Below are 25,072 nucleotides of genomic sequence, written 5' to 3'. Positions count from 1 at the left end.
AGTCAAGACGACCTTTCAATCGCGATGATAGGTGCGCGTGTCACCTGTGCAATCAGCCATTACCCGCCACATTCGGCCAAAGATCCGCCACCAGGAACAACCGCTCGGCCTCTTCCCATTCACCCTCGTGGTTTTCCACCAGGCGCACCAGCAATTGCGCGGGCGACATTGGGTCCAACGCGGTCAGCCAATCCTGCATACGGGTCGCGTCCCAGGCTTCGTTCGCCGGGTAGTGCGCCGGCGCCAGCCATGCGTGGCGGGGCAGAGGTTGCCAGCGTCCAGCCGGGCTTTGTTCGATAAACCGCGACCAATCGCGCTGATGCAGCCACCGCCCATTCAGGTGCTGGGGATGCGCGCCCATCGGCGCCTGCGCCATGCCGGGCCATGGGTAGAGCAAATAGCCGCCCAGCCACAGATGGGCATCAAACTCTTGGATATCCAGCGCGGCCAGGACCTCGCGGCTTTCCGGCCGGGCGGAAATCGGCAGTTGATGCTGGGCCAGGTGGGCCAGCTTGCGGTCCAGCCGGTCATGGCAGCCAGGGCCCAGCCATTGCGCGGCTTCCCGGCCATCGCCGTCCTGCGGTCCGAGATACAGTTTGATCGCCAGTTCCAGATGGTGCACGCCGTCGCGGTCACGCAGCAGCATGTCCAGCTCGCCCAGGGTATGCCCGGCCTGGCGGATCGGCAGGTTGGCCGCCAGCAGCTCCACGCCCGGCGCGTGCTGCACCGCAAACTGCCACAGCCGTTCGTAATACAGCCCCAGCCGACGGGTGCGCGCCTGGCTCAACCAGTGCAGCAAGGTGCTGCTGTCGTGGTCCAGTTGGCGCAGCCAGTGTTCCAGCAAATGCGGGGCCTGCACCCAGTCGCTGCCGGTCAGCGGGTGGCGCTGCGGCCATGGCGTTTGTGCGAGCATCGGCGGGGCGAGCATCACCCACGCGAGGTCGCGCACCTCAGGGTGACGCAGTTGGCGGGGCAGGTGCTGTAGATCAGGGAACAGAGTCATGGTCCGAGCATAGCCTTTTACGGCCGGCAAGGTGGCTGAGAACCGTTGTCGTCTGGGGTTTGCGGCGACAAAGGATTTTGTGTAACGCCGGCTTTCGCCCATAATCGTTCTTTTTTGCCAGAACCCGAACCCCGCAGGAGCCCCATGGAGCAATTTCGCAATATCGGCATTATCGGTCGCCTGGGCAGTACCCAGGTGCTGGACACCGTCCGCCGGCTGAAAAAGTTTCTGCTCGAGCGCCACCTGCATGTGATCCTCGAAGACACCATCGCTGAAATCCTCCCGGGCCACGGCCTGCAAACCTCGTCGCGCAAGATGCTCGGTGAAGTCTGCGACATGGTCATCGTGGTGGGCGGCGATGGCAGCCTGTTGGGCGCCGCCCGGGCGCTGGCGCGGCATAACGTGCCGGTGTTGGGGATCAACCGCGGGAGCCTGGGGTTCCTCACCGATATTCGTCCCGACGAGCTGGAAGTGGAAGTGGCCAAGGTGCTGGACGGCCACTACCTGGTAGAAAACCGCTTCCTGCTGCAAGCTGAAGTGCGCCGCCACGGCGAAGCCATCGGCCAGGGCGACGCCCTCAACGACGTGGTGCTGCACCCCGGCAAGTCGACGCGGATGATCGAGTTCGAGCTGTACATCGACGGCCAGTTCGTGTGCAGCCAGAAGGCCGACGGCCTGATCGTCGCCACGCCGACCGGCTCCACCGCTTATGCGCTGTCTGCCGGTGGCCCGATCATGCATCCCAAGCTGGATGCCATTGTGATCGTGCCGATGTACCCCCATATGTTGTCCAGCAGGCCCATCGTGGTCGACGGCAACAGTGAGCTGAAAATCGTGGTCTCCAAAGACATGCAGATCTACCCGCAAGTCTCCTGTGACGGGCAAAACCATTTCACCTGCGCCCCCGGCGACACCATCACCGTGAGCAAAAAGGCGCAGAAGCTGCGGTTGATCCACCCGCTGGATCACAACTACTACGAAGTGTGCCGCACCAAGCTGGGCTGGGGCAGCCGCTTGGGGGGTGGAGGCGACTGATGCTCGATCCCGCGCGTAGCTACGACCTGATTGGTGACGTGCACGGTTGCGCTCATACCCTTGAGCACTTGCTCGACCAACTGGGTTACCACAAGCAGGGCGGCACCTGGCGCCACCCGTCGCGAATGGCCGTGTTCCTTGGCGATATCATTGACCGTGGCCCGCGCATTCGCGAGGCGCTGCATATCGTCCACGACATGACCGAGGCCGGCCAGGCGCTGTGCATCATGGGCAATCATGAGTTCAACGCGCTGGGCTGGAGCACGCCAGCAACCCCTGGCAGCGGCAAGCAGTTCGTGCGCGAGCACACGCCACGGCATGCGCGGTTGATCCACGAGACCCTGACCCAGTTCGAACAGCACCCGGCGGACTGGCACGACTTCCTCGGCTGGTTCTACGACATGCCGTTGTTTGTCGATGCCGGGCGGTTCCGCGTGGTCCACGCCTGCTGGGACAATGGCTTTATCGAGCCTTTGCGCGCGCACTTCCCGGATGGCTGCATCGACCAGCACTTCCTGCAGGCCGCCGCCGTGCCCGGTAGTTTCGCCAGCAACGCTTTCGACCGCCTGCTGCGCGGCACCGACATGCGCCTGCCGGATGGCTTGACCCTGACCGGCGGCGACGGCCTGACGCGGTCTTTCTTTCGCACTAAATTCTGGGAAGACGACCCGAAAACCTACGGCGACATCGTGTTCCAGCCCGATGCGCTGCCGGAACCGGTGGCGGCCACACCGTTGTCGTCTACCGAAAAAAATTCCCTGCTGCGCTACGGCGTCGACGAGCCGTTGCTGTTCGTCGGACACTACTGGCGCAGCGGCAAACCGGCGCCTATCCGCCCGAACCTGGCCTGCCTGGACTACAGCGCAGTGCTCTACGGCAAGCTGGTGGCTTACCGGCTGGATCAGGAAACCCGCCTGGACCCACGTAAATTTGTTTGGGTCGATGTCGAGCGCCCTGAGGTTATTTCATGAGTACCGTGGCTGTTTTACGTTTGCCGCTGGCGGTGGATTTAAGTGGTTTCGTCAAGTTGCTGCAGCGCATGCAAGTGCCCCATCGCGTCAGCGAAGAGTCCGGGGAACAGGTGCTGTGGGTGCCCGATTCGATCAGCGAAGACGTGAAGGTCTTGTACCAACGCTTCCCTGCCGGTGATCCGGACCAGCAACTCGATATCCCGGCACAGGCAACGTCGACCAAGCGCCCCGGTTTTGTCCAGCAGTTGCGCCACAGCCCGGTGACCGGGCTGGTGCTGCTGTTGAGCATCATCGTCGGCGCCGTGACGCTGCTGGGGGATAACCTGCAAGCCATGAGCTGGCTGACGTTCCTGCCGTTCAGCGTGTCGGGTGAGTACCTGCATTTCACGCCGTTGGCCGACAGCCTGGCGTCGGGGCAGTGGTGGCGGCTGGTCACGCCGATGCTGATCCACTTCGGCATCCTGCACCTGGCCATGAACGGCATGTGGTACTGGGAACTGGGCCGGCGCATCGAGCTGCGCCAGGGCAGTATCAATCTGCTGGGCCTGACGCTGCTGTTCAGCCTGGTGTCGAACTACGCGCAATACTCTTTTGGTGGCCCCGGCCTGTTTGGCGGGTTGTCCGGTGTGCTGTACGGCTTGCTCGGGCATTGCTGGATCTATCAATTATTGTCGCCGAACCCGGCGTATCGCCTGCCTCGCGGGGTGTTGGTGATGATGCTGGTGTGGCTGGTGCTGTGCCTGTCGGGCCTGGTCTCGATGATCGGCTTCGGCGAAATCGCCAACGCGGCCCACGTCGGTGGCTTGGTGATTGGTTGCCTGACCGGTTTGTTGGGTGGTTTGTACAGCCGCCGCAAAATGTCTCCTATTTAGTTAAGGAAGAGTCTTATGTCCTCTTTTGTTGAAATGATCGAAAACATCACGCCGGACATCTACCAGAGCCTCAAGCTCGCCGTGGAAATCGGCAAATGGTCCGATGGTCGCAAGCTCACGGCCGAGCAGCGTGAACTGTCGTTGCAGGCAGTGATTGCCTGGGAACTGCAGAACCTGCCGGAAGACCAGCGCACCGGCTACATGGGCCCGCAGGAATGCGCCTCGAAGTCGGCGCCGGTGCCGAACATCCTGTTCAAGTCGGATGCCATCCATTGATTGAGATTGGCCGTGGTGCAGTCAGCAAGATGTCGGCGCAGTTGGGTGAGCCGACCGTTCAATACGCGTTTCGCCTCGGCGACATCGAGGTGCCGGTCAACCCGTTGATTGGCACCACCGTACGCCTGGAATACCTCGGTGCGATCCATTGCACCCATTGCGGGCGCAAGACCAAGACCAGTTTCAGCCAGGGTTACTGCTACCCGTGCATGACTAAACTCGCTCAGTGCGACCTGTGCATCATGAGCCCCGAGCGCTGCCATTACGACGCCGGCACCTGCCGCGATCCGGCCTGGGGTGAAACATTCTGCATGACCGATCATGTGGTCTACCTGGCAAACTCGTCGGGGATCAAGGTCGGCATTACCCGCGCCAGTCAGTTGCCTACCCGCTGGCTGGACCAGGGCGCCAGCCAGGCGCTGCCGATCATGCGGGTTGCCACGCGCCAGCAGTCCGGCTTTGTCGAAGACCTGTTCCGCAGCCAGGTGGCCGACAAGACCAACTGGCGCGCGCTGCTCAAGGGCGATGCCCAGGCCGTCAACCTTGCGCAGGTACGCGATGAACTGTTCGCCAGTTGTGCCGACGGTTTGCTCGGTTTGCAGGAACGCTTTGGCCTACAGGCCATCCAACCGGTGACCGACATCGAACCGATCGAAATCCGCTACCCGATCGAGCAGTATCCGACCAAGATCGTCAGCTTCAACCTGGACAAGAACCCGATTGCCGAAGGCACGCTGATGGGGATCAAGGGCCAATACCTGATCTTCGACACCGGCGTGATCAACATTCGTAAATACACGGCCTACCAGCTCGCCGTGCATCAGTAGAAGGACGACAGACATGCGCACCGAACAGCCGAAGATGATTTACCTGAAGGACTATCAGGCGCCGGACTACCTGATCGACGAGACGCACCTGACCTTCGAGTTGTTCGAGGACCACAGCCTGGTCCACGCGCAGCTGGTGATGCGCCGCAACCCCGAGCGCGGCGCCGGCTTGCCGCCGCTGGTGCTGGATGGGCAGCAGTTGGAGCTGGTGTCGGTGAACCTGGCCGACCAGGAGCTGACCGATGCCGACTACCAGTTGAGCGACAGCCACCTGACCGTGCGCCCCACCAGTGCGACCTTCACCCTGGACACCACGGTGAAGATCCACCCGGAAACCAACACCGCCCTGGAAGGCCTGTACAAATCCAGCGGCATGTTCTGCACCCAGTGCGAGGCCGAGGGTTTTCGCAAGATCACCTATTACCTCGACCGCCCGGACGTGATGAGCGTGTTCACCACCACGGTGATCGCCGAGCAGCACAGCTATCCGGTGCTGCTGTCCAACGGCAACCCGATTGCCTCCGGCCCTGGCGAAGACGGCCGGCACTGGGCGACCTGGGAGGACCCGTTCAAGAAGCCGGCTTACCTGTTTGCGTTGGTGGCCGGTGATTTGTGGTGCGTCGAAGACACCTTCATCACCATGACCGAGCGTACCGTGGCGCTGCGCATCTATGTCGAGCCGGAAAACATCGACAAGTGCCAGCACGCCATGAACAGCCTGAAGAAGTCGATGCGCTGGGACGAAGAAGCCTATGGCCGTGAGTACGACCTCGACATTTTCATGATCGTGGCGGTCAACGACTTCAACATGGGCGCCATGGAGAACAAGGGCCTCAATATTTTCAACTCCAGCGCCGTGCTGGCCCGCGCCGAAACCGCCACCGACGCCGCTCACCAGCGGGTGGAGGCGATCGTTGCCCACGAATACTTCCACAACTGGTCGGGCAACCGCGTGACCTGCCGCGACTGGTTCCAGCTGTCGCTGAAGGAAGGCTTCACGGTGTTCCGTGACTCGCAATTTTCGGCCGATATGAACTCGGCGACGGTCAAGCGTATCCAGGACGTGGCCTACCTGCGCACCCACCAGTTCGCTGAAGATGCCGGCCCGATGGCCCACGCCGTGCGCCCGGACGGCTTTATCGAAATTTCCAACTTCTACACCCTGACCGTGTACGAAAAGGGCTCGGAAGTCGTCCGCATGATCCAAACCTTGCTCGGCGCCGAAGGCTTCCGTAAAGGCAGCGACCTGTACTTCGAACGCCACGATGGCCAGGCCGTGACCTGCGACGACTTTATCAAGGCCATGGAAGATGCCAACGGTGCTGACCTGACCCAGTTCAAGCGCTGGTACAGCCAAGCGGGCACGCCACGCCTGGCGGTGAGCGAGTCCTACGACGCCGCGGCAAAAACCTACAGCCTGACCTTCCGTCAAAGCTGCCCGCAAACCCCGGACAAAGTTGAAAAACTGCCGTTCGTGATTCCGGTCGAGCTGGGCCTGCTGGACGCGAAGGGCGCGGGTATTGCCTTGCGCCTCGCCGGTGAGGCTACTGCTGGCGCCACATCCCGGGTGCTCTCGGTGACCGAGGCCGAACAGACCTTCACCTTTGTCGACATCACCGAACACCCGCTGCCTTCGCTGCTGCGCGGCTTCTCGGCGCCGGTGAAGTTGAGCTTCCCGTACAACCGCGACCAGTTGATGTTCCTGATGCAGCACGACAGCGATGGTTTCAACCGTTGGGACGCTGGCCAGCAACTGTCGGTGCAGGTGTTGCAGGAGCTGATCGGTCAACACCAGCAAGGCAAGGCACTGGCATTGGACCAACGCCTGATCACCGCACTGCGCAGCGTGCTCAGCGACCAGAGCCTGGACCAGGCGATGGTTGCCGAAATGCTCTCGCTGCCGAGTGAAGCCTACCTGACTGAAATCAGTGAAGTGGCGGACGTCGACGCCATCCACGCGGCCCGCGAGTTCGCCCGCACGCAACTGGCCGACCAATTGTTCGAAGGCTTGTGGCTGCGGTACCAGGCCAATCGCGACCTGTCGAAGAAAACCCCGTACGTGGCCGAGGCGGAACACTTTGCCCGTCGCGCCTTGCAGAACATCGCCTTGTCGTACCTGATGCTCAGCGGCAAGCCCGAAGTGCTGGCGGCCACGCTTGAGCAGTTTGACGCGTGTGACAACATGACCGAGCGCCTGACGGCCCTGGCGGTGTTGGTCAATTCGCCGTTCGAGGAAGAGAAAGCCAAGGCCCTAGCGGTGTTTGCCGAGAACTTCAAGGACAACCCGCTGGTCATGGACCAATGGTTCAGCGTGCAGGCGGGCAGTGGCTTGCCGGGCGGGCTGGAGCGGGTCAAGGCGTTGATGCAGCATCCGGCATTCAACATCAAGAACCCGAACAAGGTGCGTGCATTGGTGGGGGCGTTTGCCGGGCAGAACCTGATCAACTTCCACGCGGCAGATGGTTCGGGCTATCGGTTCCTGGCGGATTTGGTGATCCAGCTGAATGGCTTCAACCCGCAGATTGCCTCCCGGCAGTTGGCGCCGCTGACTCGCTGGCGCAAGTATGACAGCGCGCGCCAGGCGCTGATGAAAGGTGAGCTGGAGCGGATTCGCGCTTCGGGCGAGCTGTCCAGTGATGTGTTTGAAGTGGTGAGCAAGAGCCTCGCATAACTGAGGCGATTGTTTACTCAAGGCCAAACACCGTCCTGTGGTGAGGGGGCTTGCCTGTGGTGAGGGAGCTTGCCTGTGGTGAGGGAGCATGCCTGTGGTAAGGGGCTTGTCTGTGGTGAGGGGGCTTGCCTGTGGTGAGGGAGCTTGCCTGTGGTGAGGGGGCTTGCCTCTGGTGAGGGAGCTTGCCTGTGGTAAGGGAGCTTGCCTGTGGTAAGGGAGCTTGCCTGTGGTAAGGGAGCTTGCCTGTGGTAAGGGAGCTTGCCTGTGGTGAGGGAGCTTGCCTGTGGTGAGGGAGCTTGCCTGTGGTGAGGGAGCTTGCCTGTGGTGAGGGAGCTTGCCTGTGGTAAGGGAGCTTGTCTGTGGTGAGGGGGCTTGTCCCCCGCTGGAGTGCGCAGCGCTCCCAAGATTTTGGGGCCGCTACGCAGCCCAACGGGGGACAAGCCCCCTCACCACAGGTGGTCTTAAATAACCGGCGGCCAGCGCAGCTCTTGGGCGTCATCGCCGGTGTACCGCGGGAAGCGCTCGGCGATCATCTCGTGGGGTACGCCCAGCGGTATTGCGCTGGCAGCGTCCAGGCGGGCTACTTGCTCGGCCGAGAGTTGCACGTTCAGTGCACCCAAGGTGCCATCCAGTTGTTCGCGGGTACGCGGTCCCAGAATCGGGATCAGCGCGGTGGTCGAGCGACGGGCTTTTTCCCGCAGCCAGGCGATGGCGATGTGCGTCGGGGTGGCATTCAGCTCGCCGGCAACCGCCAGCAGGGTGTCGAGCACCGCCGTTTCCCGTGCACTTTTTTCGGCGTGAACCAGAATCCCCAGTTTGCTGGCGCGGCTATCGTCCTGGCTCGTGCGGTACTTGCCAGTGAGAAAGCCACCACCCAGCGGTGACCATAACGTGGCGGCCAGGCCCAGCGCTTCGGCCATGGGCAGCAGCTCACGGTCGGCGGTGCGCTCGGCCAGGCTGTATTCGGTCTGGATCGCAACCAGTGGCGCAAAACCACGCACTTCGGCGAGCAGGTCGGCACGGGAAATGCGCCAGGCCGGGAAGTTCGACAAGCCGGCGTAATGGATCTTGCCCGCACGCACCAAGTCATCAAAGCCGCGCAGGATTTCTTCCATCGGCGTGACGTTGTCGCTGATATGCGCCCAGAACAGGTCGATGTGGTCGGTGTTCAGGCGTTTGAGGCTTTCCTCGACGGCGCGCACCATGTTCTTGCGATTGTTGCCAAGCTTGATCGTGCCTTCGTCCTGAGGCTGGGTGCGCAAGGTGTACTTGGTGGCGATCACCAGGCGATCGCGCTCCGATGCAATGAACTCGCCGAGTAGTACTTCCGACTGGCCGAACTGGTAGCCGTTGGCGGTATCGAGGAAGTTGCCGCCGGCCTCCAGGTAACCGTCGTAAATGCGTTTAGACTCTTCCCGCTCGGCACCGTGGCCCCAGCCTGTGCCGAAATTGGCGGTGCCCAGGGCCAGCTCTGAAACCTGCAGGCCGCTACGACGGCCAAAGACTTTATTACGCATAAGAGAACTCCTGAGGCTGTGATACATATAAATGTTTTGCGACATCTATTTAATATGATGCGAGTCATATTTTTCGTCAAGCGGCTTTTTGGTGCGTGCAGGGAAGGGCTCCGGTTCCTGACACTTTCTGACAGGGGCCTCTGTTAAGCTGCGCCACCTTTCTTTTTCCGAGCGTGATCAACGTGTCGCGTACCAGCCGTCTGCTGACCTTGTTGCAAGTCCTGCGGGGCAAAAAACGCCCGGTGACCGCCGCCGTGCTGGCGGTGGAACTGGAGATTTCCGAGCGCACGCTGTACCGCGATATAGCAGAATTGACCGCCTTGGGCGCGCCGATCTATGGCGAGGCAGGCGTGGGCTACGTGTTGCGGGCGGGGCTGTTCCTGCCGCCGCTGATGCTCAATGCCGACGAGACCGAAGCGATCGTGCTGGGGTTGCGGTATGTCGATCAGCGTGGCGATGAAGTGTTGAGCCGCGCAGCGGCCAATGCGCTGGCAAAAATTGCTGATGTACTGGACCCGGCCGCACAGGAAGCGTTGCGCAATCCCACTTTGCTGCCCGGCCCGCCAGGGTTCGGCTACCCGGAAAACCGCGTGCCGTTGAACGTGTTTCGCGAGGCCATTCGCGGCCAGGCCAAACTGCATATCGATTACGCCGACGCCAGCCAGGCCGCCAGCCAACGGCTGGTCTGGCCCCTGGCCCTGGGCTTTCTCAACGAGGTGCGGGTAATTGTCGCGTGGTGCGAATTGCGCGGGGCCTATCGCACCTTCCGCACTGATCGTGTAGCTACCGCCACCCTGCAAGGCGAGCGTTATCCGGGGCGTCGCAGCGACAGGTTGCGGGCCTGGCGCAAGCTGATGGAACAGAACGAATCCGGGCCGTTCACCACTGACAAGAACTGACACGACGCTGCATTAGCATGGCTCCATAAATCACCAACAAGGAGCTGTCATCATGTCCCAACCCACCCCCGAACTGGCCCCGGCGATTGCCGCGTACATTGCCGCCGCCAATGCTGGCGACACCTCGCTGGTGGTCGACTGTTTTGCCGAGGATGCCAACGTGTTCGACGAAGGCGAACACCGGATCGGCACCGCCGCCATCGCTCGCTGGATGGAAGACACCGGGCGTCGTTATCAGCCCAGGGTGCAGGTGCTCAACGTGCAGCACCGAACCGGCAAGGTGCTGGTCAGCAACCTGGTCACCGGCAGCTTCCCCGGCAGCCCGCTGGAGTTGCGCTACACCTTCCGCCTCAATGAGCAGGGCAAGATTTCCCGATTGGATATTTCCCTGTAGGCGTCATGGCATACTGGCGGCATGACTTTCGACTCGCCACTCGCCGCCTACCAGCACGCCATCACCGACCAGGGTTTTGTCCCCGACGACGCCCAGCGCGAGGCGGTGCAAGCCCTGCAAGACTGCCACCAGGCCCTGCATCAGGGGCATGGGGCGGTCATTGGCGTGTACCTGTGGGGCCCGGTCGGGCGCGGCAAGACCTGGCTGATGGACCAGTTCTACCAGAGCTTACGCGTGCCCGCGCGGCGCCAGCATTTCCATCACTTCATGGGGTGGGTGCACCAGCGTTCGTTCCAGCTGACCGGTACTCATGACCCGTTGCAGGCCTTGGCCCGTGAACTGAGCCAGGAAGTGCGGGTGCTGTGTTTTGACGAGTTGTTCGTCAATGACATCGGTGACGCCATTATCCTTGGCCGGTTGTTCCAAGTGATGTTCGAGGAAGGCGTGGTGATGGTCTGCACGTCCAATCAGCCGCCCGACCAACTCTATGCCGACGGTTTCAACCGGGATCGCTTCCTGCCGGGCATTGAGGCTATCAAGCGCCATATGCGTGTGGTGGCCGTTGACGGCGGGGAAGATCATCGGCTCCACCCGGGAACCGCGCTGCAGCGTTATTGGGTCGATCAACCCGAGGCGCTGGCCGAGGTGTTTCGCCAGTTGAGCAAAGGACAGGCCGTGAGCAGCGCCCCGGTCGCGGTAGGCTATCGCTCTATCGTGGCGCTGCAGTCCAGTGAAACCGTGCTGTGGTGCCGTTATGCCGACCTGTGCGAACAGCCGCTGGCCGCCATGGACTTCATGCTGCTGTGTGATCGCTTCAAGGCGATTTTGCTGGACGAGGTGCCGAGCCTCAGTGCGCAAAAGCGCCCGGGCCGCATCGCCCGGGGCACCGAAGACGCGGCCCTGCGGGTGGACGCCGGTGACCGTGAGCTGCCGGAGTTGTCGGTGCATGACGATAGCGTCCGGCGTTTCATTGCCCTGGTAGACGAGTGCTACGACCGCAAAGTGCCGTTGTATATCCAGGCCAGCGTTCCACTGGAAAGCCTCTACACCGAGGGTTACCTGGAATTTCCCTTCCGCCGCGCCCTGAGCCGCTTACAGGAGATGCAGTTGGCCAGATTCGGTGGGGCTGGCGCGCTTTCACGCGGCTAAATGTACTTAATCTCCTTCATCTGACGCCCACTCCATGCTTACAATCGAGCCCTTTTATGGGGACCAAGTCCCTGTCGCACCGTTAACGAGGAAGGAAATGGACACCGCAGACATCCTGGTGCTGCAAGCCAGCTACACCAACCCGGTACACGCCGAGGCCATTGGCCTTTTGCTCAATCATTACGCCGCAGACCCAATGGGCGGTGGCCACAGCTTGCCGGCCGATCGTTTGCAACAACTGCCGGCAGAGTTGGCCAAGCGTGCCCATGCCTTCAGTGTGCTGGCGTTTGTCGGCGGTACGCCGGCCGGGCTGGTGAACTGCTTCGAGGGGTTTTCGACCTTTGCCTGCCGGCCGCTGGTCAACGTCCATGATGTGGTGGTGATGGATAAATTTCGGGGCCTGGGACTGAGCCAGAAGATGCTGCAAAAGGTCGAGGAAATCGCTCGCCAGCGCGGCTGCTGCAAGATCACCCTTGAGGTACTCGAAGGCAATGGCGTGGCGCAGTCGGCGTATCGCAAGTTTGGTTTTGACGACACGGTATTTGATCCGGAACAGGGTCGGATGTTGTTTTGGAGTAAGTCGCTTTAATTAATGTTTATTTAATCGAAGGCAAAAAAAAGGCGCCAGCAAGTGGCGCCAAGTTGGCCTTAGCTATCAGAGCGAAATAGCGCAGGGTGTTACGGATAACAATCAGCTGTTGGGTTGCTGCAGTTCGGTAGTTTGTTCGGCTGTGGCAGGTTTTACCGTCTTGCCATCCGCCAGCGCCGTTTGCTGGGCTGCGCCGTGGGTTTGTTCCTGGACGAAAGTGAAGTTGTTGTAGAACTCCTTCGAACGCTCTGAACCGCCCTCGGCAAAGGCTGCAACTGAGGTCATGGTCATCAGGCCGGCAAGGATAACAGTCGAAATTTTCATGGCAGTGTCTCATTAAGTGTATTGGGTCCGCGCGTTGTGGTCAGCGGCGGGATGGGGAGACTGTGGGCCCATGGTATTAAGTAAGGGTTAACCTGGGGCTGACCGAAAGTTAACGATTTTGTTAACTTCGGGTTCAGCTGGGTAGCGCTTAAAGCTGCCAGTCCAGTGCCAGCGTTACGGTGCGCGGGTCTCCCCAATAAACGCCGTTGTAAAAACCGACGTTGTTGTAATATTTCGTATCAAACAAGTTGTTTACGTTCAATGAGGCAGACAGGTGCTTGTCGAACTCATAACGCGACATGAGGTTGACCAGGGCATAGGCCTGCTGGCGGATTGCCGTGCTCTGGGTTATGAAGCTGCCATCCGCGTTACGGCCCACCGGGCGGCGGGCATAGCGATAGATGTCGCTCTGCCAATTCACACCGCCACCTACCGTCAGCGCGCGCCAGTCGCCGGGCAGGCGATACGTGGTGGAGGTGCGCAGCAGGTTGAGGGGTTGGGTGGTGTTGTTGCGCTCTTTTTCGCCATTCACGGAGTGGGTGTAGGTATAACCGGCGGTTACGTTCCAGCCAGGCATCACTTCGCCTGCAGCTTCCATTTCGAAGCCCTGCACCTTGTTACCCTTGCCGCCGGACGTGTAATACTCCTCGCCGTTTGGCCCTAAAGGAACCGAGTCATCAAGCTCGGCCACGTTGTCTTGAATCGTGCGGAACACCGCGCCCGAAAGGGTCAGCCGATCGTTCAACAGGCTGCCCTTGAGGCCCAGTTCATAGCTCTTGCCCACAATCGGTTCGAGGTATTTGTCGCTGACATCCTTTTGCGTTTGCGGTTTGAAGATGTCGGTGTAGCTCACGTAGGCGGTGAAATCCTGATTGATGTCGTAGAGCAACCCGGCATAGGGCGTCCAGACGTCACTTTGGGTCTGGCGACTGTTGCGGATGCTCTTGAGTTGCCGGTCCTCGTCGTAGGCATATTGGGTGCTGCTGGACTTCCAGGAGCCGTAGCGGCTGCCCAGTACCGCATGCCAGTCGTCGCTCAGGCTCAGGCGCGTAGCCAGGTAACCGGCTTTTTGATAGGTGCTGCCGGTGCTCGAATCCATGCCGGTGGTTTCATCGGCAAACTCGGGGATGCCTCCGGTGTCTTTCCAGTCTGGAATGTGCAGGTAGTTATCGGGCCTGTCGCCAATAATGTAGGGCGAGGAGTCGCGGTGACGCGCCTGGCCGTAGCCGACCATGGCCTCATGCTCGCGTCCTAATAACGAATAGGAGCCCGCGACGTTGAAGTCCACCGCATCCATTTTATCTTTGCCAGCGAAATGGCTGCTGTAGGCGCTGATGCCACTGCGGTCGGCGTTCGGGTAACCGTTGCCGCCGTAATAGACCTTGCCGTCTGTTTCGCTTTCCCGGTGGGTGTAGGCGGCCTTGAAGCGCCAATCATTGGCCAGTGTGTGGTCCAGGGTAGCGAAGGTGGTGCGGTCGGTGAGTGGCCAGTTGCTCCAGGGCGTGGTGATGTTGTTGGAGCGTGGCAAGTTGGCCTTGCCACCTGACGCGTTCCAATACGGCACGCTGCCCCAGGTTGCGCCCTGGACCTGTTTGTCCTGGTAGTCATAACCGACTGCCAGTACGGTGCTGTCGCTCAGGTCGGCTTCGAGAATGCCGTAGCCTACCTTTCGCTCAAGGGCATAACGGTCGCGAAAGGATTGACTGTCGCGGTACGCCAGTACTGTGCGGCCACGCAGGCGCCCGTCGAAGGCCAGGGGGCCGCCCACATCGACGTAGCTGTAGTAGTTGTCGTAGCTGCCGGCACTGGTGCCGACTTTGGCTGCCCATTCGGCGGCAGGGCGTTTGCGTACCATGTTGATGGTGCCCGAGGGGTCGCCGGCACCGGTGGTCAAGCCCGTAGCGCCGCGTACCACTTCGATGCGGTCATAGATGATGGTGTCGGAGTCGGACTTCAGCCCGGTAAAGGTGTTGAGCATTCCATCGATCTGGAAATTCTGGATGGCGTAGCCGCGCGAATAAAAGTTGAAGCGTTCGGAATCATTTCGCTGTACCACCACGCCGGTGGTCTGGTTCATCACTTCGCTCAAGGTGGCGAGCTTGAAGTCATCCATCTGCTGGCGGGTGATGACCGAGACGGACTGCGGGGTTTCCTTGATCGAGAGGTTCAAGCGTGTCGCGGTGCTCATGGCGCCGGTGGTGTAGGCGCCGGTGCCTTCGGTGTCGGAGCCGAGATGGGCCGCCGTGATGCGGGTACTGGCCAACTCCAGCGCCTCGGCGGTTTCTTCGGTTTCCTGATAAGGCTCGTCAGCCAGCAAGTCCGGGCTCATGCCGGCGCTGAAAAGCCCCAGGGTCAAGGTTATGGAGCGGGTAATGGGCGCTAGCATCGCAGCGAATTCCTTGTTGTCTTTAAATTGAGCATGCGATTTAAAGACGGCGGGGAATTGCGTACTTTAGGCTTTTGATGAGAGTAATTCTTATCTGTATGTTGCCGGCTTCAGCGCATTGCACGCTGAAGCCGTCGGTGCGCGGGCGTTACTTGGCGACCACGTCAGCCGCGTCGGTTTTCTTCGGTTTGAGCAGGCTGAAGTCGATCAGGGGTTTTTGCTGGCGGCCATACGGGTCACCAATCAGCAGTGGCCGAGGCTTGAAGCTGTCGCTGACCAGGCTCTTGCTGTGGTCCAGTTCATCGAAGCTCAAGCCCGCCATGTCGGCCCAGGTATGGATCAACTGCGAGCTGATGTAGGGCCGCTGCAAGTCGCCGGCAAAACTCCAGTCATGGCTTTCACGCCACTTGGGCGATGCGTAGGCCATGAACGGGATGGTGTACATCGGCGCGGTCGGCTTGGCTTCGTTGCGGCCCAGGGTATTGTGGCCGGCCGAGTCGAACACGTCTTCACCGTGGTCTGAGAGGTACAGCAGGAAGCCGTTGGGGTCGGTCTTGGCGTAATCCTTGATCAGGCTCGACACCACGAAGTCGTTGTACAGCACCGCGTTGTCATAGCTGTTATAGGTTGGCAACTGGTCGTCGCTGACCCCGGCAGGCACACCCTGGCGGTCGGTGAACTTGTCGAAGGTCGGCGGGTAGCGGTACTGGTAGCTCATGTGGGTGCCCAACAGGTGCACCACGATGAATTTGCGCTCGGCGGTGTCGGACATCGCCTTGGCAAACGGTTCCAGCACGTCGCCGTCGTATTGGCGGGCGTTCTGGTTGCGGTTGTTGTTGAGGTACACCTGCTCGTCGGCCTGTTCGGAAAAGGTCGTGAGCATGGTGTTGCGTTTGGTCATGGTCTGCTGGTTGGTGATCCAGAAGGTCTTGTAGCCGGCCTGCTTCATCACACTGACGATGGACGGAGTCTTGAGGTACAGGTCCGGGTTTTCTTCGTCGGCGAAGGTCAGCACTTGTTGCAGCGCTTCGATGGTGTACGGGCGCGGGGTGATGACGTTATCGAAAACCGCCAGTTGGTCGCGCAGCTTGTCCAGCTCTGGCGTGGTGTTGCGCGGGTAGCCGTACAGGCTCATGCGCTGGCGGTTGGTGGACTCGCCGATCACCAGCACCAGGGTCGACGGCTGGCCGGCCATGCTGTCCTTGAGGTTGGTCAGGGGCGCGATCTTGCTGGCGCTGGTCAGCATGCCTTGCATGTTGTCCAGTTGTTCGGTGTAGCGGCGGTAGGCAACGATCATCTGCCACGGCACCGCCGGCTCGATCCGGGTTTCGAAGCGGTCGATGGCCAGCTCCATGGTCTCGCTCTTGGCGATCTGCTTGACCAGCGGGTAACCGACGATGGCAATCACGATGGCGGTGGCCGCCAATATGGCCTGGCCACGTGGCAGGTACACCGGGCGCACGCGCGTCCACAGGAAAACCGACATGGCAGTGTGGGCAATGAACGCCAGCACGATCCACCAGGCAAAGTATTGGGTGGCATATTCGCCGGCTTCAGAGATGTTCGACTCGAACATGATGAAGATGACGCTTTGGGAGAATTCCTGCTGGTAGATGAAGAAATAACCCAGGCTGGCCATGGAGCAGGCCCACAGCACCACGCCAATCAAGCCGGCCACCAGGCGCGCACGCCGCGGGAACAATAGCATCGGCGCCAACCACAGGGCGCTCATGAAGAATGCCTGGCGGAAACCACTGAAACCGGAGGTGCCGGTCAGTTGGATCAATAGTTGGGTAATGCCCGAGAAATACCAGAAGAATAAAAACATCCAGCCCAGGCCGGCCCAATCAAAACCTTTCGCAGACGTAGTGCTGCGTTTGAACATCGCCATCCAGCGCTCCAACCCGATAATTTTCAGTCACCACGCGAAGACACGCGCAGCAGAGGACCGCCGCGCGTTGGGCGGACCTATTCGGCGGGAGTATCGGGAGGAGGATGTGAAAACTTCGTGAGTTATTCCTGAACGGTTCGTTCAGCGCAGGTTCAGCAAAGGGCTGGCTGGGTGCTTGACGGTTGCATGAGCTGGCCTTGCAGGTGCGAGCGCAGGCGCAGGACTTCCTGCTGCAACTGGTCGCGCTCCTCTTTCAATTGACGCAATTCATCGCGACGAATGTTGACGTAGAGGGTCTGTGGTGGACGGGTCATCTGTGCAGTGCTCATTGCTTGCCTCGCAAATAGCCGGTGTATCGAGGTGCCAGGGCGCTTGATTCGAGGCCCTCGGCAACAGTCGGGGCAATTCTGAATTCTTTTTTTAGCGAAGGGAACTTTTTTATTTTTGATGGTCGCTGTGACTTTTTCCGCACTGAAGGCTAAAGGATGGCCACTTTTTGTCATGAAACTATGCAGATCCGCTCTGGACTAACCCTCATTAGCCTCATTGCGCTATAAACTGTGACACACATTTATTCGTAGTAAGGAGCATCAGCACATGCAACTGGGGATTATTGGACTAGGCCGCATGGGTGGCAACATTGCGCGGCGCCTGATGCTCAATGGGCATACCACCGTGGTTTACGACCGCAATGAAGCATTCGTGAAAGGTTTGGCAGGTGAGGGCGCCACGGGCGTTGCCGACCTGGCAGGCCTGGTGGCCGGGCTGCAAAAGCCCCGGGCGATCTGGGTGATGCTGCCGGCTGGCGACCCGACCGAGAACACCATTGAAGAACTGAGCCAACTGCTGGAAGACGGTGACGTGATCATCGACGGCGGCAATACCTTCTATAAGGACGACATCCGCCGGGCCAAGGCCCTGTCGGAAAAAGGCCTGCACTATGTAGACGTCGGCACCTCCGGCGGTGTCTGGGGCCTGGAGCGCGGCTATTGCATGATGATCGGTGGCGACGCCGAGACCGTTAAGCTTCTGGACCCTATCTTTAAAAGCCTGGCGCCGGGCCTGGGCAACATCCCGCGCACCAAGGATCGTTCGGCTAGCGCTGACAGCCGTGCCGAGCAAGGCTACATCCATGCCGGCCCCGCTGGTTCCGGGCACTTCGTCAAGATGATCCACAACGGCATCGAGTACGGGATGATGCAGGCCTTTGCTGAAGGGTTCGACATCCTCAAGACCAAGAACTCGGAAAACCTGCCACAAGACCAGCGCTTTGAGCTGAATGTTGCAGACATTGCCGAAGTCTGGCGTCGTGGCAGTGTGGTGTCGTCCTGGCTGCTGGACCTGACCGCCGATGCGCTGGCCACCGACCCCAAGCTCGACGGTTATTCCGGCTCGGTCGCCGACAGTGGCGAAGGCCGCTGGACCATCGAGGCCGCCATGGAGCAGTCGGTGCCGGTACCGGTGTTGTCCAACTCGCTGTTCGCGCGCTTCCGCTCCCGCCAGCAAAGTACCTACGGTGACAAAATGCTCTCTGCCATGCGCTTCGGCTTTGGCGGCCATGTGGAGACACCCAAAAAATGACCGCCAACGGCAAGAAACTCAAGGCCGAACCTGCTCCGCCCACCACCCTGTTTCTGTTTGGTGCCCACGGTGACCTGGTCAAGCGCCTGCTGATGCCGGCGCTGTACAACCTTAGCCGTGACGGGCTGCTGGGCAACGGCTTGCGCATTGTGGGGGTTGACCACAACGCCATCAGCGACGCCGATTTCGCCAAGAAACTCGAAGACTTTATTCGCACAGAGGCTGCGAGCAAGGTCAAGGGCAAGGGTGAAGACGCCCTGGACCCACAGTTGTGGGCCCAGCTGGCCAAGGGCATCAGCTATGTCGAGGGCGACTTCCTCGACGACGGCACCTACGCCGATATCGGCAAGAAAATCGCCGACAGCGGCACCGGCAATGCGGTGTTCTACCTCGCGACTGCGCCGCGTTTCTTTGCCGAAGTGGTGCAGCGCCTCGGCGCGGCCGGCTTACTGGAAGAAACCCCGGAGGCGTTCCGCCGGGTGGTGATCGAAAAGCCTTTCGGCTCGGACCTCGCCACAGCCGAAGCGCTGAACGCCTGCCTGCTCAAGGTGATGAGCGAGAAGCAGATTTATCGCATCGACCATTACCTGGGCAAGGAAACGGTGCAGAACATCCTCATCAGCCGTTTCTCCAACGTGCTGTTCGAGGCGTTCTGGAACAACCATTACATCGACCACGTGCAAATCACCGCCGCCGAGACCGTCGGCGTGGAAACCCGTGGCAGCTTCTTCGAACACACCGGCACCCTGCGCGACATGGTGCCCAATCACCTGTTCCAGTTGCTCGCAATGATCGCCATGGAACCGCCCGCCGCCTTTGGTGCCGATGCGGTACGTGGCGAAAAGGCCAAGGTGATCGGGGCCATACGGCCCTGGTCGCTGGAAGACGCGCGGGCCAACTCGGTACGCGGGCAGTACACCGCCGGTGAAGTCGGCGGCAAGCAACTGCCGGGCTACCGCGAAGAGGCCAACGTTGCACCCGACAGCAGCACCGAGACCTTCGTCGCGCTCAAAGTGATGATAGACAACTGGCGCTGGGTCGGCGTGCCGTTCTACTTGCGTACCGGCAAGCGCATGAGCATCCGCGACACCGAGATCATCATCTGCTTCAAGCCGGCGCCTTATGCGCAGTTCCGTGACACCGAGGTTGATGAGCTCAAGCCCACCTACCTGAAGATCCAGATCCAGCCGAATGAAGGCATGTGGTTTGACCTGCTGGCGAAAAAGCCTGGGCCGACCCTCGACATGGCCAACGTGGAGTTGGGTTTTGCCTACAAGGACTTCTTCGAAATGCAGCCGTCGACGGGGTACGAGACCCTGATCTACGACTGCATGACCGGCGACCAGACGTTGTTCCAGCGCGCAGACAATATCGAAAATGGCTGGCGTGCCGTACAACCGTTCCTCGATGCGTGGAAGCAGGATGACGGTATCCAGGCCTACAAGGCGGGCGAGGACGGTCCGGCGGCGGCCGATGAGTTGCTGGCGCGCGATGGCCACACCTGGCACAGCCTCGGATGAGCGACTTGCCGAGTCAACCTATCCGGTTTGTGTTGAGTGACATGGATGGCACGTTGCTGCATCCGGATCACAGCCTCAGCCAACGCACCATTGATACGGTTCGCGCGTTACGCGCGGCCGGGGTGTTTTTCAGCCTGGCCAGCGGGCGTCCGCCCAAGGCCATGATGCAGCAGGTCGAAGCGCTGGGCATCGATGTACCGATAGCAGGCTTTAACGGTGGCACGCTGGTCAATCCCGACGGCAGTATTCTGGTGGCCCATCACTTGCCGGCAGAAGCGGCGTTGGTGGCGTTGGCATTGTTTACGCCCCAGCCTGACGTAGAGGTGTGGCTGTTTGCCGATGGCGACTGGCTGCGTCGCGATCCGGGTGGGCCGATGGCAGTTCGTGAGGAACATGGCCTGGGCTATGGGGCAATTGTGGTGGAGAGTTTTGAGCCGTTCCTGGACCGGGTCGACAAGATTGTGGCGGCCAGTACCAATACCCAGCTGTTGATCGAGCTTGAGGCGCAATTGCAGCCCAGGGTCGAGGGGTTGGCCCAGGTTTCCCGCTCGCAACCGGTGTTCCTCGACGTCACCGCCATGAAGGCCAACAAGGGCGAAGCCTTGAAGACCCTGGCGGCGCACCTGGGTGTGCAGCTGGAGCAGACAGCAGCCATCGGCGATGGTGGCAACGACCCGGCGATGTTTCACGTGGCCGGGTTGTCGATTGCCATGGGCCAGGCCGAGGAAGTGGTCAAGCGCCAGGCCACTGTGGTCACCGGCAGTAATGTCGATGACGGGGCGGCGGAAGCCATCGAGCGATTTATTCTCTCGGCCCATTAATTGGCAAGCACAGTAATAAGTAGCCCGCTAAGTAAAGTTGCAACTTGCTCTGCGGGCTACCTATAAATGTTAGTGCGAATGAATACACTGCGCGGCCCAGCGGCACACTTTTGAGTGCCGCCCGGGCCACTTTCAGTTACTTGGGCATTGCCCAGGATTGTAACTGATAGCCATCTTTGTCGAGTTCGGCGCGGGCTTGCAAGAGCAAGTCTTCAAGCTGCGCCGGGTCGGAATAAGTGCTGCAAGACAGCTGTTTGCGGCCAATACGGTTATTGGTGCGGTCGATGACACTCAGGCTCAGGGCGCCGTTGCCATCGTGCCAGGCCACGCATTGAAAGGGCTGGAAGGCACGGTCTGCGATCAAAAGAGCTTCGTTGATGCGGAGCGGGGCGTTCATGGGGTCTTCTCTCTAAATGCCCATTCAAGTGAAGCCGTTGGTTGGGCGTGCCTAACGACTGGTTACTTGTACTGATGCACGATCACCGGGTACGGGTCACATGTTAGAAGAAGATTTTTCAACTTTCCCTGATTAATGTCATGTAAGGGGCTATTTTGAAAGCTTCCTGCAAGTTGTGCCGCGACCTTTTACCGCACCCGGATAACTGAAAGCACCCGTTCGTGCGCGACTTATAGCGAATCGGTACAAAGCCCGCGTCAAGATCTTGATAGGGTAACCAACAGGCATTCCAAATATCTGTTTTTAAATAACTTTAACGATTTTGACGCCAAGGAATAGTCATGATTGTTACACCTGCCCAGCGTCGCCTGCTTGTGGTCGACCCGTGTGAGGACTGCCACGGGTTATTGCCCGGTTTGCGTGCGGCGGGGTGGGATGTAGACAGCTGTGCCCTGGAGGCGGTGGGTGAGCGCTCCTGCGACGTGGGTTTGCTGCGCTTGCAGCCGTTTCACCTGGAGCGCCCGGAGGCGGTCAAGGAGCTGATCAGCCGCAGCGGCACCGAGTGGATTGCCGTGCTTAACCAGGAAGTGCTGCGCCTGCAAAACGTGGGCGACTTTGTTTGCGAGTGGTTTTTCGATTTCCATACCTTGCCGTTTGATGTAGCCCGGGTGCAGGTCACCCTGGGCCGCGCCTTCGGCATGGCGCGCCTGCGCGGCAAGGGCAACAGCGCGCCCGCCGGCCAGCCCGAGCACGAGTTGCTGGGCGATAGCCGGCCCATTCGTGAACTGCGAAAGTTGCTCGCCAAACTGGCACCCACTGAATCCCCGGTGTTGATCCGTGGCGACAGCGGCACCGGCAAGGAATTGGTTGCCCGTACTTTGCATCGCCAGTCCCAGCGCCACGCCAAGCCGTTTGTGGCGATCAATTGCGGGGCAATTCCCGAACACCTGATCCAATCCGAACTGTTTGGCCATGAGAAGGGTGCGTTTACCGGCGCCCATCAGCGCAAGGTCGGGCGTATCGAGGCGGCCCATGGCGGTACATTGTTCCTTGATGAAATCGGCGATTTGCCCATGGAGCTGCAAGCCAACCTGCTGCGCTTTCTCCAGGAAAAACAGATCGAGCGCGTTGGCGGCAGCCAGCCAATCCCGGTGGATGTACGCGTACTGGCGGCCACCCACGTCGACCTCGAAGCAGCGGTTGCAAAGGGGGCCTTCCGGGAAGATCTGTACTACCGGCTCAATGTCCTGCAGGTGGTGACGGCGCCGTTGCGCGAGCGTCATGGTGATGTGGCGATGCTGGCCAACCATTTTTCACACTTCTATAGCCAGGAAACCGGCCGCCGCCCTCGCAGCTTCAGCGAAGACGCGTTGGTGGCCATGGGCGAGCACGGCTGGCCGGGCAATGTGCGCGAGTTGGCCAACCGCGTGCGGCGTGGCCTGGTGCTGGCTGAAGGGCGGCAAATCGAAGCTGTTGATCTGGGGCTGCAAAGCCACCAGGCAATTGCGCTGCCGATGGCTACACTTGAAGACTACAAGCACCGCGCCGAACGCCAGGCGCTGTGCGATGTGCTCAACCGGCACAGCGACAACCTGAGTGTCGCGGCCCGTGTGCTGGGGGTTTCCCGGCCGACGTTCTACCGGTTGCTGCACAAACACCAGATCCGCTAGGGCGGGTAAACCGAAAAGCCCCGCAACGACCCTTATCGTTGCGGGGCTTTTCCTTGTCTGTAGGCGTGAGCTTGTTCGCGAAATTCGTTAACGATAACGCGGGGCTTCTGGTTCCCCGCGTTGCTCTAAGGTTTTTCGCGAGCAAGCTCCTGCAGTGTTCTGTTTAGAAGTAGTACGGGAATTTCAGGCTGAAGGTAAAGTCCGGCGCATCATCCGTCATGCCGATGGCCAGGTTCGGCACGATCGTCAGGTTTTCGGTTGCTGCAATCGTCATGCCGACGTTGAAGTAGCCGGCGTTGGCGTCGCTGGAAACCACCGACTGCCAGTCGCCGCCGTCCGGCTTCAGCTTGCTCTTGCGTTGGATCAGGTCGGAGACCGAAAACGACATACTCATCTTCTCGTTGAGCGCAAACGCCACGCCGACGCCGACCTGGAAGCTGTCTCCCAGACGCACTTTGCCGCCGACTTTTTCATTGACCGTGGAACTGATGTCGTCAAATGAGTCTTCGAAGTTGTGGGTGTAGGACAGCGAGCCAAACAGCACCGCCGGGTCGAAAGTCTTGACCAGGGAGATGCCCGGCGTAATCGACCAGACGCCGTTGCCGGTGGGCAGGTTTTCCGGCACGTAAAGGTTGGTGTTGTTGGGTGAACGTACCAACTTGATACCAAATGGTTCCTTACCGGTAGGCGCCTTGACTCGCAGCGATACCACGGCATCCGGAAGGCTGGCCGTTTCGTCGAGGAATTTATAGGCCACGCCGAAGTTGACGTCGCCAATCGTCGGGTCACGACTGACCGACTCCTCTGACGTCGCCGTACCGGCACCACCATTGGCGCCACCGGATTGATAAGTCGATTCACGATAAACCACCGGCACGTTCACATCGAATTGCCAGCGGTTGTCGAGGTTGTAGCGCCCCGTCAAGTCCAGCGTCCAGTTGTCGGCCTTGATCCGGTCCAGGTTGATATTGCCCAGGAAGATCGAGTCCAGCGCCAAAAAGCCGTTGAGGGTTAACTGACGGGCATCGTAACGAGCATAGGTAATACCGGTTTCAAAACTGAATTTTCCGTCGCCGAAGAAACCGCTCGCCTCGTTGTACAGGTTGCTCACACTCTGTGCCGGGGCCGAGTCGTCCTTGAGCGACTGCCCATAGGATGCGCCGCCACCTGCACCGCCCGAGGCGGCAGCCGCACCGACGCCGGGGGTGTTTCCGGCCACCGTGGTGCCGCCTTTCTGGAAGTCTGCCGGGGATTTGGCCAGGCGTTTGGGGGGCGGGGCCGCCGGCTGTTCTTCAACCTGGCGTACCCGTTGTTCCAACACCGCCAGTGCTTTTTGCTGCACTTCGTAGCGTTGCTTGAGTTCCAGCAGTTCCTTTTTCAATGTATCGATGTCGGTGTCCGGCGCGGCATACAACATGGATGCGGGCAGGAGCGTGCTCAAGCAAATTACGGCACGTAACGATAGCGATCGATGCATGAAATAAGCCGTCCCTTTCTAATGCGCAAGTGTCGAGGCACAGCGTAGTTCAATAACCAAGGGTGCGTAGACCTTTGAGTTGGTCCAGGTTGCAGTTCAATGCACCATTGCTCAGGCCGTTGCTGCCCATGACCACGTTCAGTTGGGTCATGTTGTTAACAAAATTGCTGTTGCCCTGCAAAACGGTGCCCTGTAGCACATTGCCGCCGCCGATTTGCTGCACGGTATTACCTTGGTTGTGATTGGCTTGGATAGCCATTTGCAGGCCGCCATTGGCGGCTGAGACACTGACGTTGCCAGCTCCACTGGTACCCGTGACTGTACCGCCGGCCACCAGCACTTGACCTGACTGCACAAGATTGGCCGGTGCCAGCCCATTTTCGTTGATGTTGATGCCGACGTTGTTGGTCGCCGTGTTGCCGTCGCCCGCAGCGCGCACGCTTTGGACCACACCCTGGCCGGTGCCCAGTCCGGCGCCGCCCGTCACGGTGCCTGTGCCGGTGGTCTGACCGGTCCCGGTGCCCGTCCCTCCAGTGGTTTGTACATAGAATTGGGGGGTGATAGTGGACGAGTCGATCTGCAGGGCGGCCTTGCCAGTGATGGAGTCGCCAACAGCATTGGTCCAGGTGCTGCTCATCACGATGCCAAAGCTGATAATCCGCCCAGGCATCACATAGCGCCCACGCAGTTCCGCCAATTCCGAATCCTTGACTTCAATCGGTTTAAATCCGGAGGAGGCATAAACAGGCATTGAGGCTATCAGGCACATGACCGTAAGCCAGCGGTAGGTGTTCATCTTTGG

The 25,072-nt window shown here is 60.2% G+C and carries 23 protein-coding genes; 14 read left to right on the top strand and 9 right to left on the bottom strand.

Annotation, left to right across the window (positions count from 1 at the left end; translation table 11 throughout):
- Nucleotides 1-52: 52 nt before the first annotated feature.
- Nucleotides 53-1,003 carry a DUF1853 family protein gene (locus RGV33_RS18910; protein ID WP_322145597.1) on the bottom strand — a complete coding sequence of 317 codons (951 nt, stop codon included), beginning with the start codon at nt 1,001-1,003 and terminating at the stop codon, nt 53-55.
- 144 nt (nt 1,004-1,147) lie between these two features.
- Between RGV33_RS18910 and RGV33_RS18905 the strand changes: the two genes are divergently transcribed.
- Genes RGV33_RS18905 through pepN form a run of 6 tightly spaced genes read left to right on the top strand, consistent with a single transcriptional unit; the run spans nt 1,148 to nt 7,655 of the window.
- Nucleotides 1,148-2,038: an NAD(+) kinase gene (locus RGV33_RS18905; RefSeq protein WP_003217892.1), complete on the top strand. Its 891-nt coding sequence runs from the start codon at nt 1,148-1,150 to the stop codon at nt 2,036-2,038.
- Complete coding sequence (locus tag RGV33_RS18900; RefSeq protein ID WP_322148703.1) at nt 2,035-3,009, top strand: metallophosphoesterase; 975 nt, start codon at nt 2,035-2,037, stop codon at nt 3,007-3,009. The genes RGV33_RS18905 and RGV33_RS18900 overlap by 4 nt, the downstream gene beginning before the upstream one ends.
- Entirely contained in the window at nt 3,006-3,881 is an 876-nt protein-coding gene (locus RGV33_RS18895) for a rhomboid family intramembrane serine protease (RefSeq protein WP_322145596.1), read from the top strand. Before RGV33_RS18900 ends, RGV33_RS18895 begins: the two co-directional genes overlap by 4 nt.
- A 15-nt stretch (nt 3,882-3,896) precedes the next feature.
- On the top strand, nt 3,897-4,157 hold the full coding sequence (locus tag RGV33_RS18890; protein WP_322145595.1) for a YeaC family protein: 261 nt from the start codon (nt 3,897-3,899) through the stop codon (nt 4,155-4,157).
- Nucleotides 4,154-4,984 carry a DUF2797 domain-containing protein gene (locus RGV33_RS18885; RefSeq protein ID WP_322148702.1) on the top strand — a complete coding sequence of 277 codons (831 nt, stop codon included), beginning with the start codon at nt 4,154-4,156 and terminating at the stop codon, nt 4,982-4,984. The genes RGV33_RS18890 and RGV33_RS18885 overlap by 4 nt, the downstream gene beginning before the upstream one ends.
- A 13-nt stretch (nt 4,985-4,997) precedes the next feature.
- A complete protein-coding gene (gene pepN / locus RGV33_RS18880) occupies nt 4,998-7,655 on the top strand; it encodes an aminopeptidase N (protein ID WP_322145594.1) in 2,658 nt (885 codons plus the stop codon).
- A gap of 461 nt (nt 7,656-8,116) precedes the next feature.
- Here pepN and RGV33_RS18875 read toward each other — a convergent pair whose 3' ends face one another.
- On the bottom strand, nt 8,117-9,172 hold the full coding sequence (locus RGV33_RS18875; RefSeq protein WP_322145593.1) for an aldo/keto reductase: 1,056 nt from the start codon (nt 9,170-9,172) through the stop codon (nt 8,117-8,119).
- Between the two features lie 182 nt (nt 9,173-9,354).
- On the opposite strand from RGV33_RS18875, the gene RGV33_RS18870 reads away from it, so the two are divergent.
- From RGV33_RS18870 to RGV33_RS18855, 4 genes are all read left to right on the top strand, one after another.
- Nucleotides 9,355-10,071, top strand: a complete 717-nt coding sequence (locus RGV33_RS18870; protein ID WP_322145592.1) for a YafY family protein — start codon at nt 9,355-9,357, stop codon at nt 10,069-10,071.
- 52 nt (nt 10,072-10,123) lie between these two features.
- Nucleotides 10,124-10,465 carry a nuclear transport factor 2 family protein gene (locus RGV33_RS18865; protein ID WP_322145591.1) on the top strand — a complete coding sequence of 114 codons (342 nt, stop codon included), beginning with the start codon at nt 10,124-10,126 and terminating at the stop codon, nt 10,463-10,465.
- A gap of 21 nt (nt 10,466-10,486) precedes the next feature.
- On the top strand, nt 10,487-11,614 hold the full coding sequence (gene zapE, locus RGV33_RS18860) for a cell division protein ZapE (RefSeq protein WP_322145590.1): 1,128 nt from the start codon (nt 10,487-10,489) through the stop codon (nt 11,612-11,614).
- A gap of 97 nt (nt 11,615-11,711) precedes the next feature.
- The gene (locus RGV33_RS18855) at nt 11,712-12,203 is read left to right on the top strand and encodes a GNAT family N-acetyltransferase (RefSeq protein WP_322145589.1); all 492 of its coding nucleotides are present in this window, start codon (nt 11,712-11,714) and stop codon (nt 12,201-12,203) included.
- Between the two features lie 102 nt (nt 12,204-12,305).
- Here RGV33_RS18855 and RGV33_RS18850 read toward each other — a convergent pair whose 3' ends face one another.
- The 4 genes from RGV33_RS18850 to RGV33_RS18835 form a co-directional block, all read right to left on the bottom strand.
- Nucleotides 12,306-12,527: a hypothetical protein gene (locus RGV33_RS18850; RefSeq protein WP_322145588.1), complete on the bottom strand. Its 222-nt coding sequence runs from the start codon at nt 12,525-12,527 to the stop codon at nt 12,306-12,308.
- 148 nt (nt 12,528-12,675) lie between these two features.
- Complete coding sequence (locus RGV33_RS18845; protein ID WP_322145587.1) at nt 12,676-14,913, bottom strand: TonB-dependent siderophore receptor; 2,238 nt, start codon at nt 14,911-14,913, stop codon at nt 12,676-12,678.
- Between the two features lie 148 nt (nt 14,914-15,061).
- Nucleotides 15,062-16,804, bottom strand: a complete 1,743-nt coding sequence (locus tag RGV33_RS18840) for a phosphoethanolamine transferase CptA (RefSeq protein WP_322145586.1) — start codon at nt 16,802-16,804, stop codon at nt 15,062-15,064.
- A gap of 152 nt (nt 16,805-16,956) precedes the next feature.
- Nucleotides 16,957-17,133, bottom strand: a complete 177-nt coding sequence (locus RGV33_RS18835; protein WP_322145585.1) for a DUF6026 family protein — start codon at nt 17,131-17,133, stop codon at nt 16,957-16,959.
- A 244-nt stretch (nt 17,134-17,377) separates the two neighbouring features.
- Here RGV33_RS18835 and gnd point away from each other — a divergent pair, with 244 nt between their 5' ends.
- The 3 genes from gnd to RGV33_RS18820 are packed head-to-tail and all read left to right on the top strand — an operon-like array spanning nt 17,378 to nt 20,726.
- Nucleotides 17,378-18,385 (top strand): phosphogluconate dehydrogenase (NAD(+)-dependent, decarboxylating), encoded by a 1,008-nt coding sequence (gnd, locus tag RGV33_RS18830; RefSeq protein WP_322148701.1) that lies wholly within the window; start codon nt 17,378-17,380, stop codon nt 18,383-18,385.
- Complete coding sequence (gene zwf, locus RGV33_RS18825; RefSeq protein ID WP_322145584.1) at nt 18,382-19,905, top strand: glucose-6-phosphate dehydrogenase; 1,524 nt, start codon at nt 18,382-18,384, stop codon at nt 19,903-19,905. Before gnd ends, zwf begins: the two co-directional genes overlap by 4 nt.
- Nucleotides 19,902-20,726, top strand: coding sequence for a Cof-type HAD-IIB family hydrolase (locus RGV33_RS18820; RefSeq protein WP_322145583.1), 825 nt, complete (start codon nt 19,902-19,904; stop codon nt 20,724-20,726). Before zwf ends, RGV33_RS18820 begins: the two co-directional genes overlap by 4 nt.
- 136 nt (nt 20,727-20,862) lie before the next feature.
- Here the strand turns inward: RGV33_RS18820 and RGV33_RS18815 are convergent, their stop codons facing one another.
- Nucleotides 20,863-21,123, bottom strand: a complete 261-nt coding sequence (locus RGV33_RS18815; protein ID WP_322145582.1) for a hypothetical protein — start codon at nt 21,121-21,123, stop codon at nt 20,863-20,865.
- Between the two features lie 341 nt (nt 21,124-21,464).
- Between RGV33_RS18815 and RGV33_RS18810 the strand changes: the two genes are divergently transcribed.
- Nucleotides 21,465-22,793, top strand: a complete 1,329-nt coding sequence (locus tag RGV33_RS18810) for a sigma-54 dependent transcriptional regulator (RefSeq protein WP_322145581.1) — start codon at nt 21,465-21,467, stop codon at nt 22,791-22,793.
- 163 nt (nt 22,794-22,956) lie between these two features.
- Here RGV33_RS18810 and RGV33_RS18805 read toward each other — a convergent pair whose 3' ends face one another.
- Both RGV33_RS18805 and RGV33_RS18800 read right to left on the bottom strand, forming a co-directional pair.
- Nucleotides 22,957-24,270: a hypothetical protein gene (locus RGV33_RS18805; protein ID WP_322145580.1), complete on the bottom strand. Its 1,314-nt coding sequence runs from the start codon at nt 24,268-24,270 to the stop codon at nt 22,957-22,959.
- A gap of 49 nt (nt 24,271-24,319) precedes the next feature.
- The gene (locus tag RGV33_RS18800) at nt 24,320-25,066 is read right to left on the bottom strand and encodes a hypothetical protein (RefSeq protein WP_322145579.1); all 747 of its coding nucleotides are present in this window, start codon (nt 25,064-25,066) and stop codon (nt 24,320-24,322) included.
- Nucleotides 25,067-25,072 lie beyond the last annotated feature (6 nt).

It is taken from the genome of Pseudomonas sp. Bout1 (genome assembly GCF_034314165.1).
GTDB lineage: Bacteria > Pseudomonadota > Gammaproteobacteria > Pseudomonadales > Pseudomonadaceae > Aquipseudomonas.
Note: the sequence above shows the minus strand (reverse complement) of the source record. Positions and strands in the feature narration are given on the sequence as shown.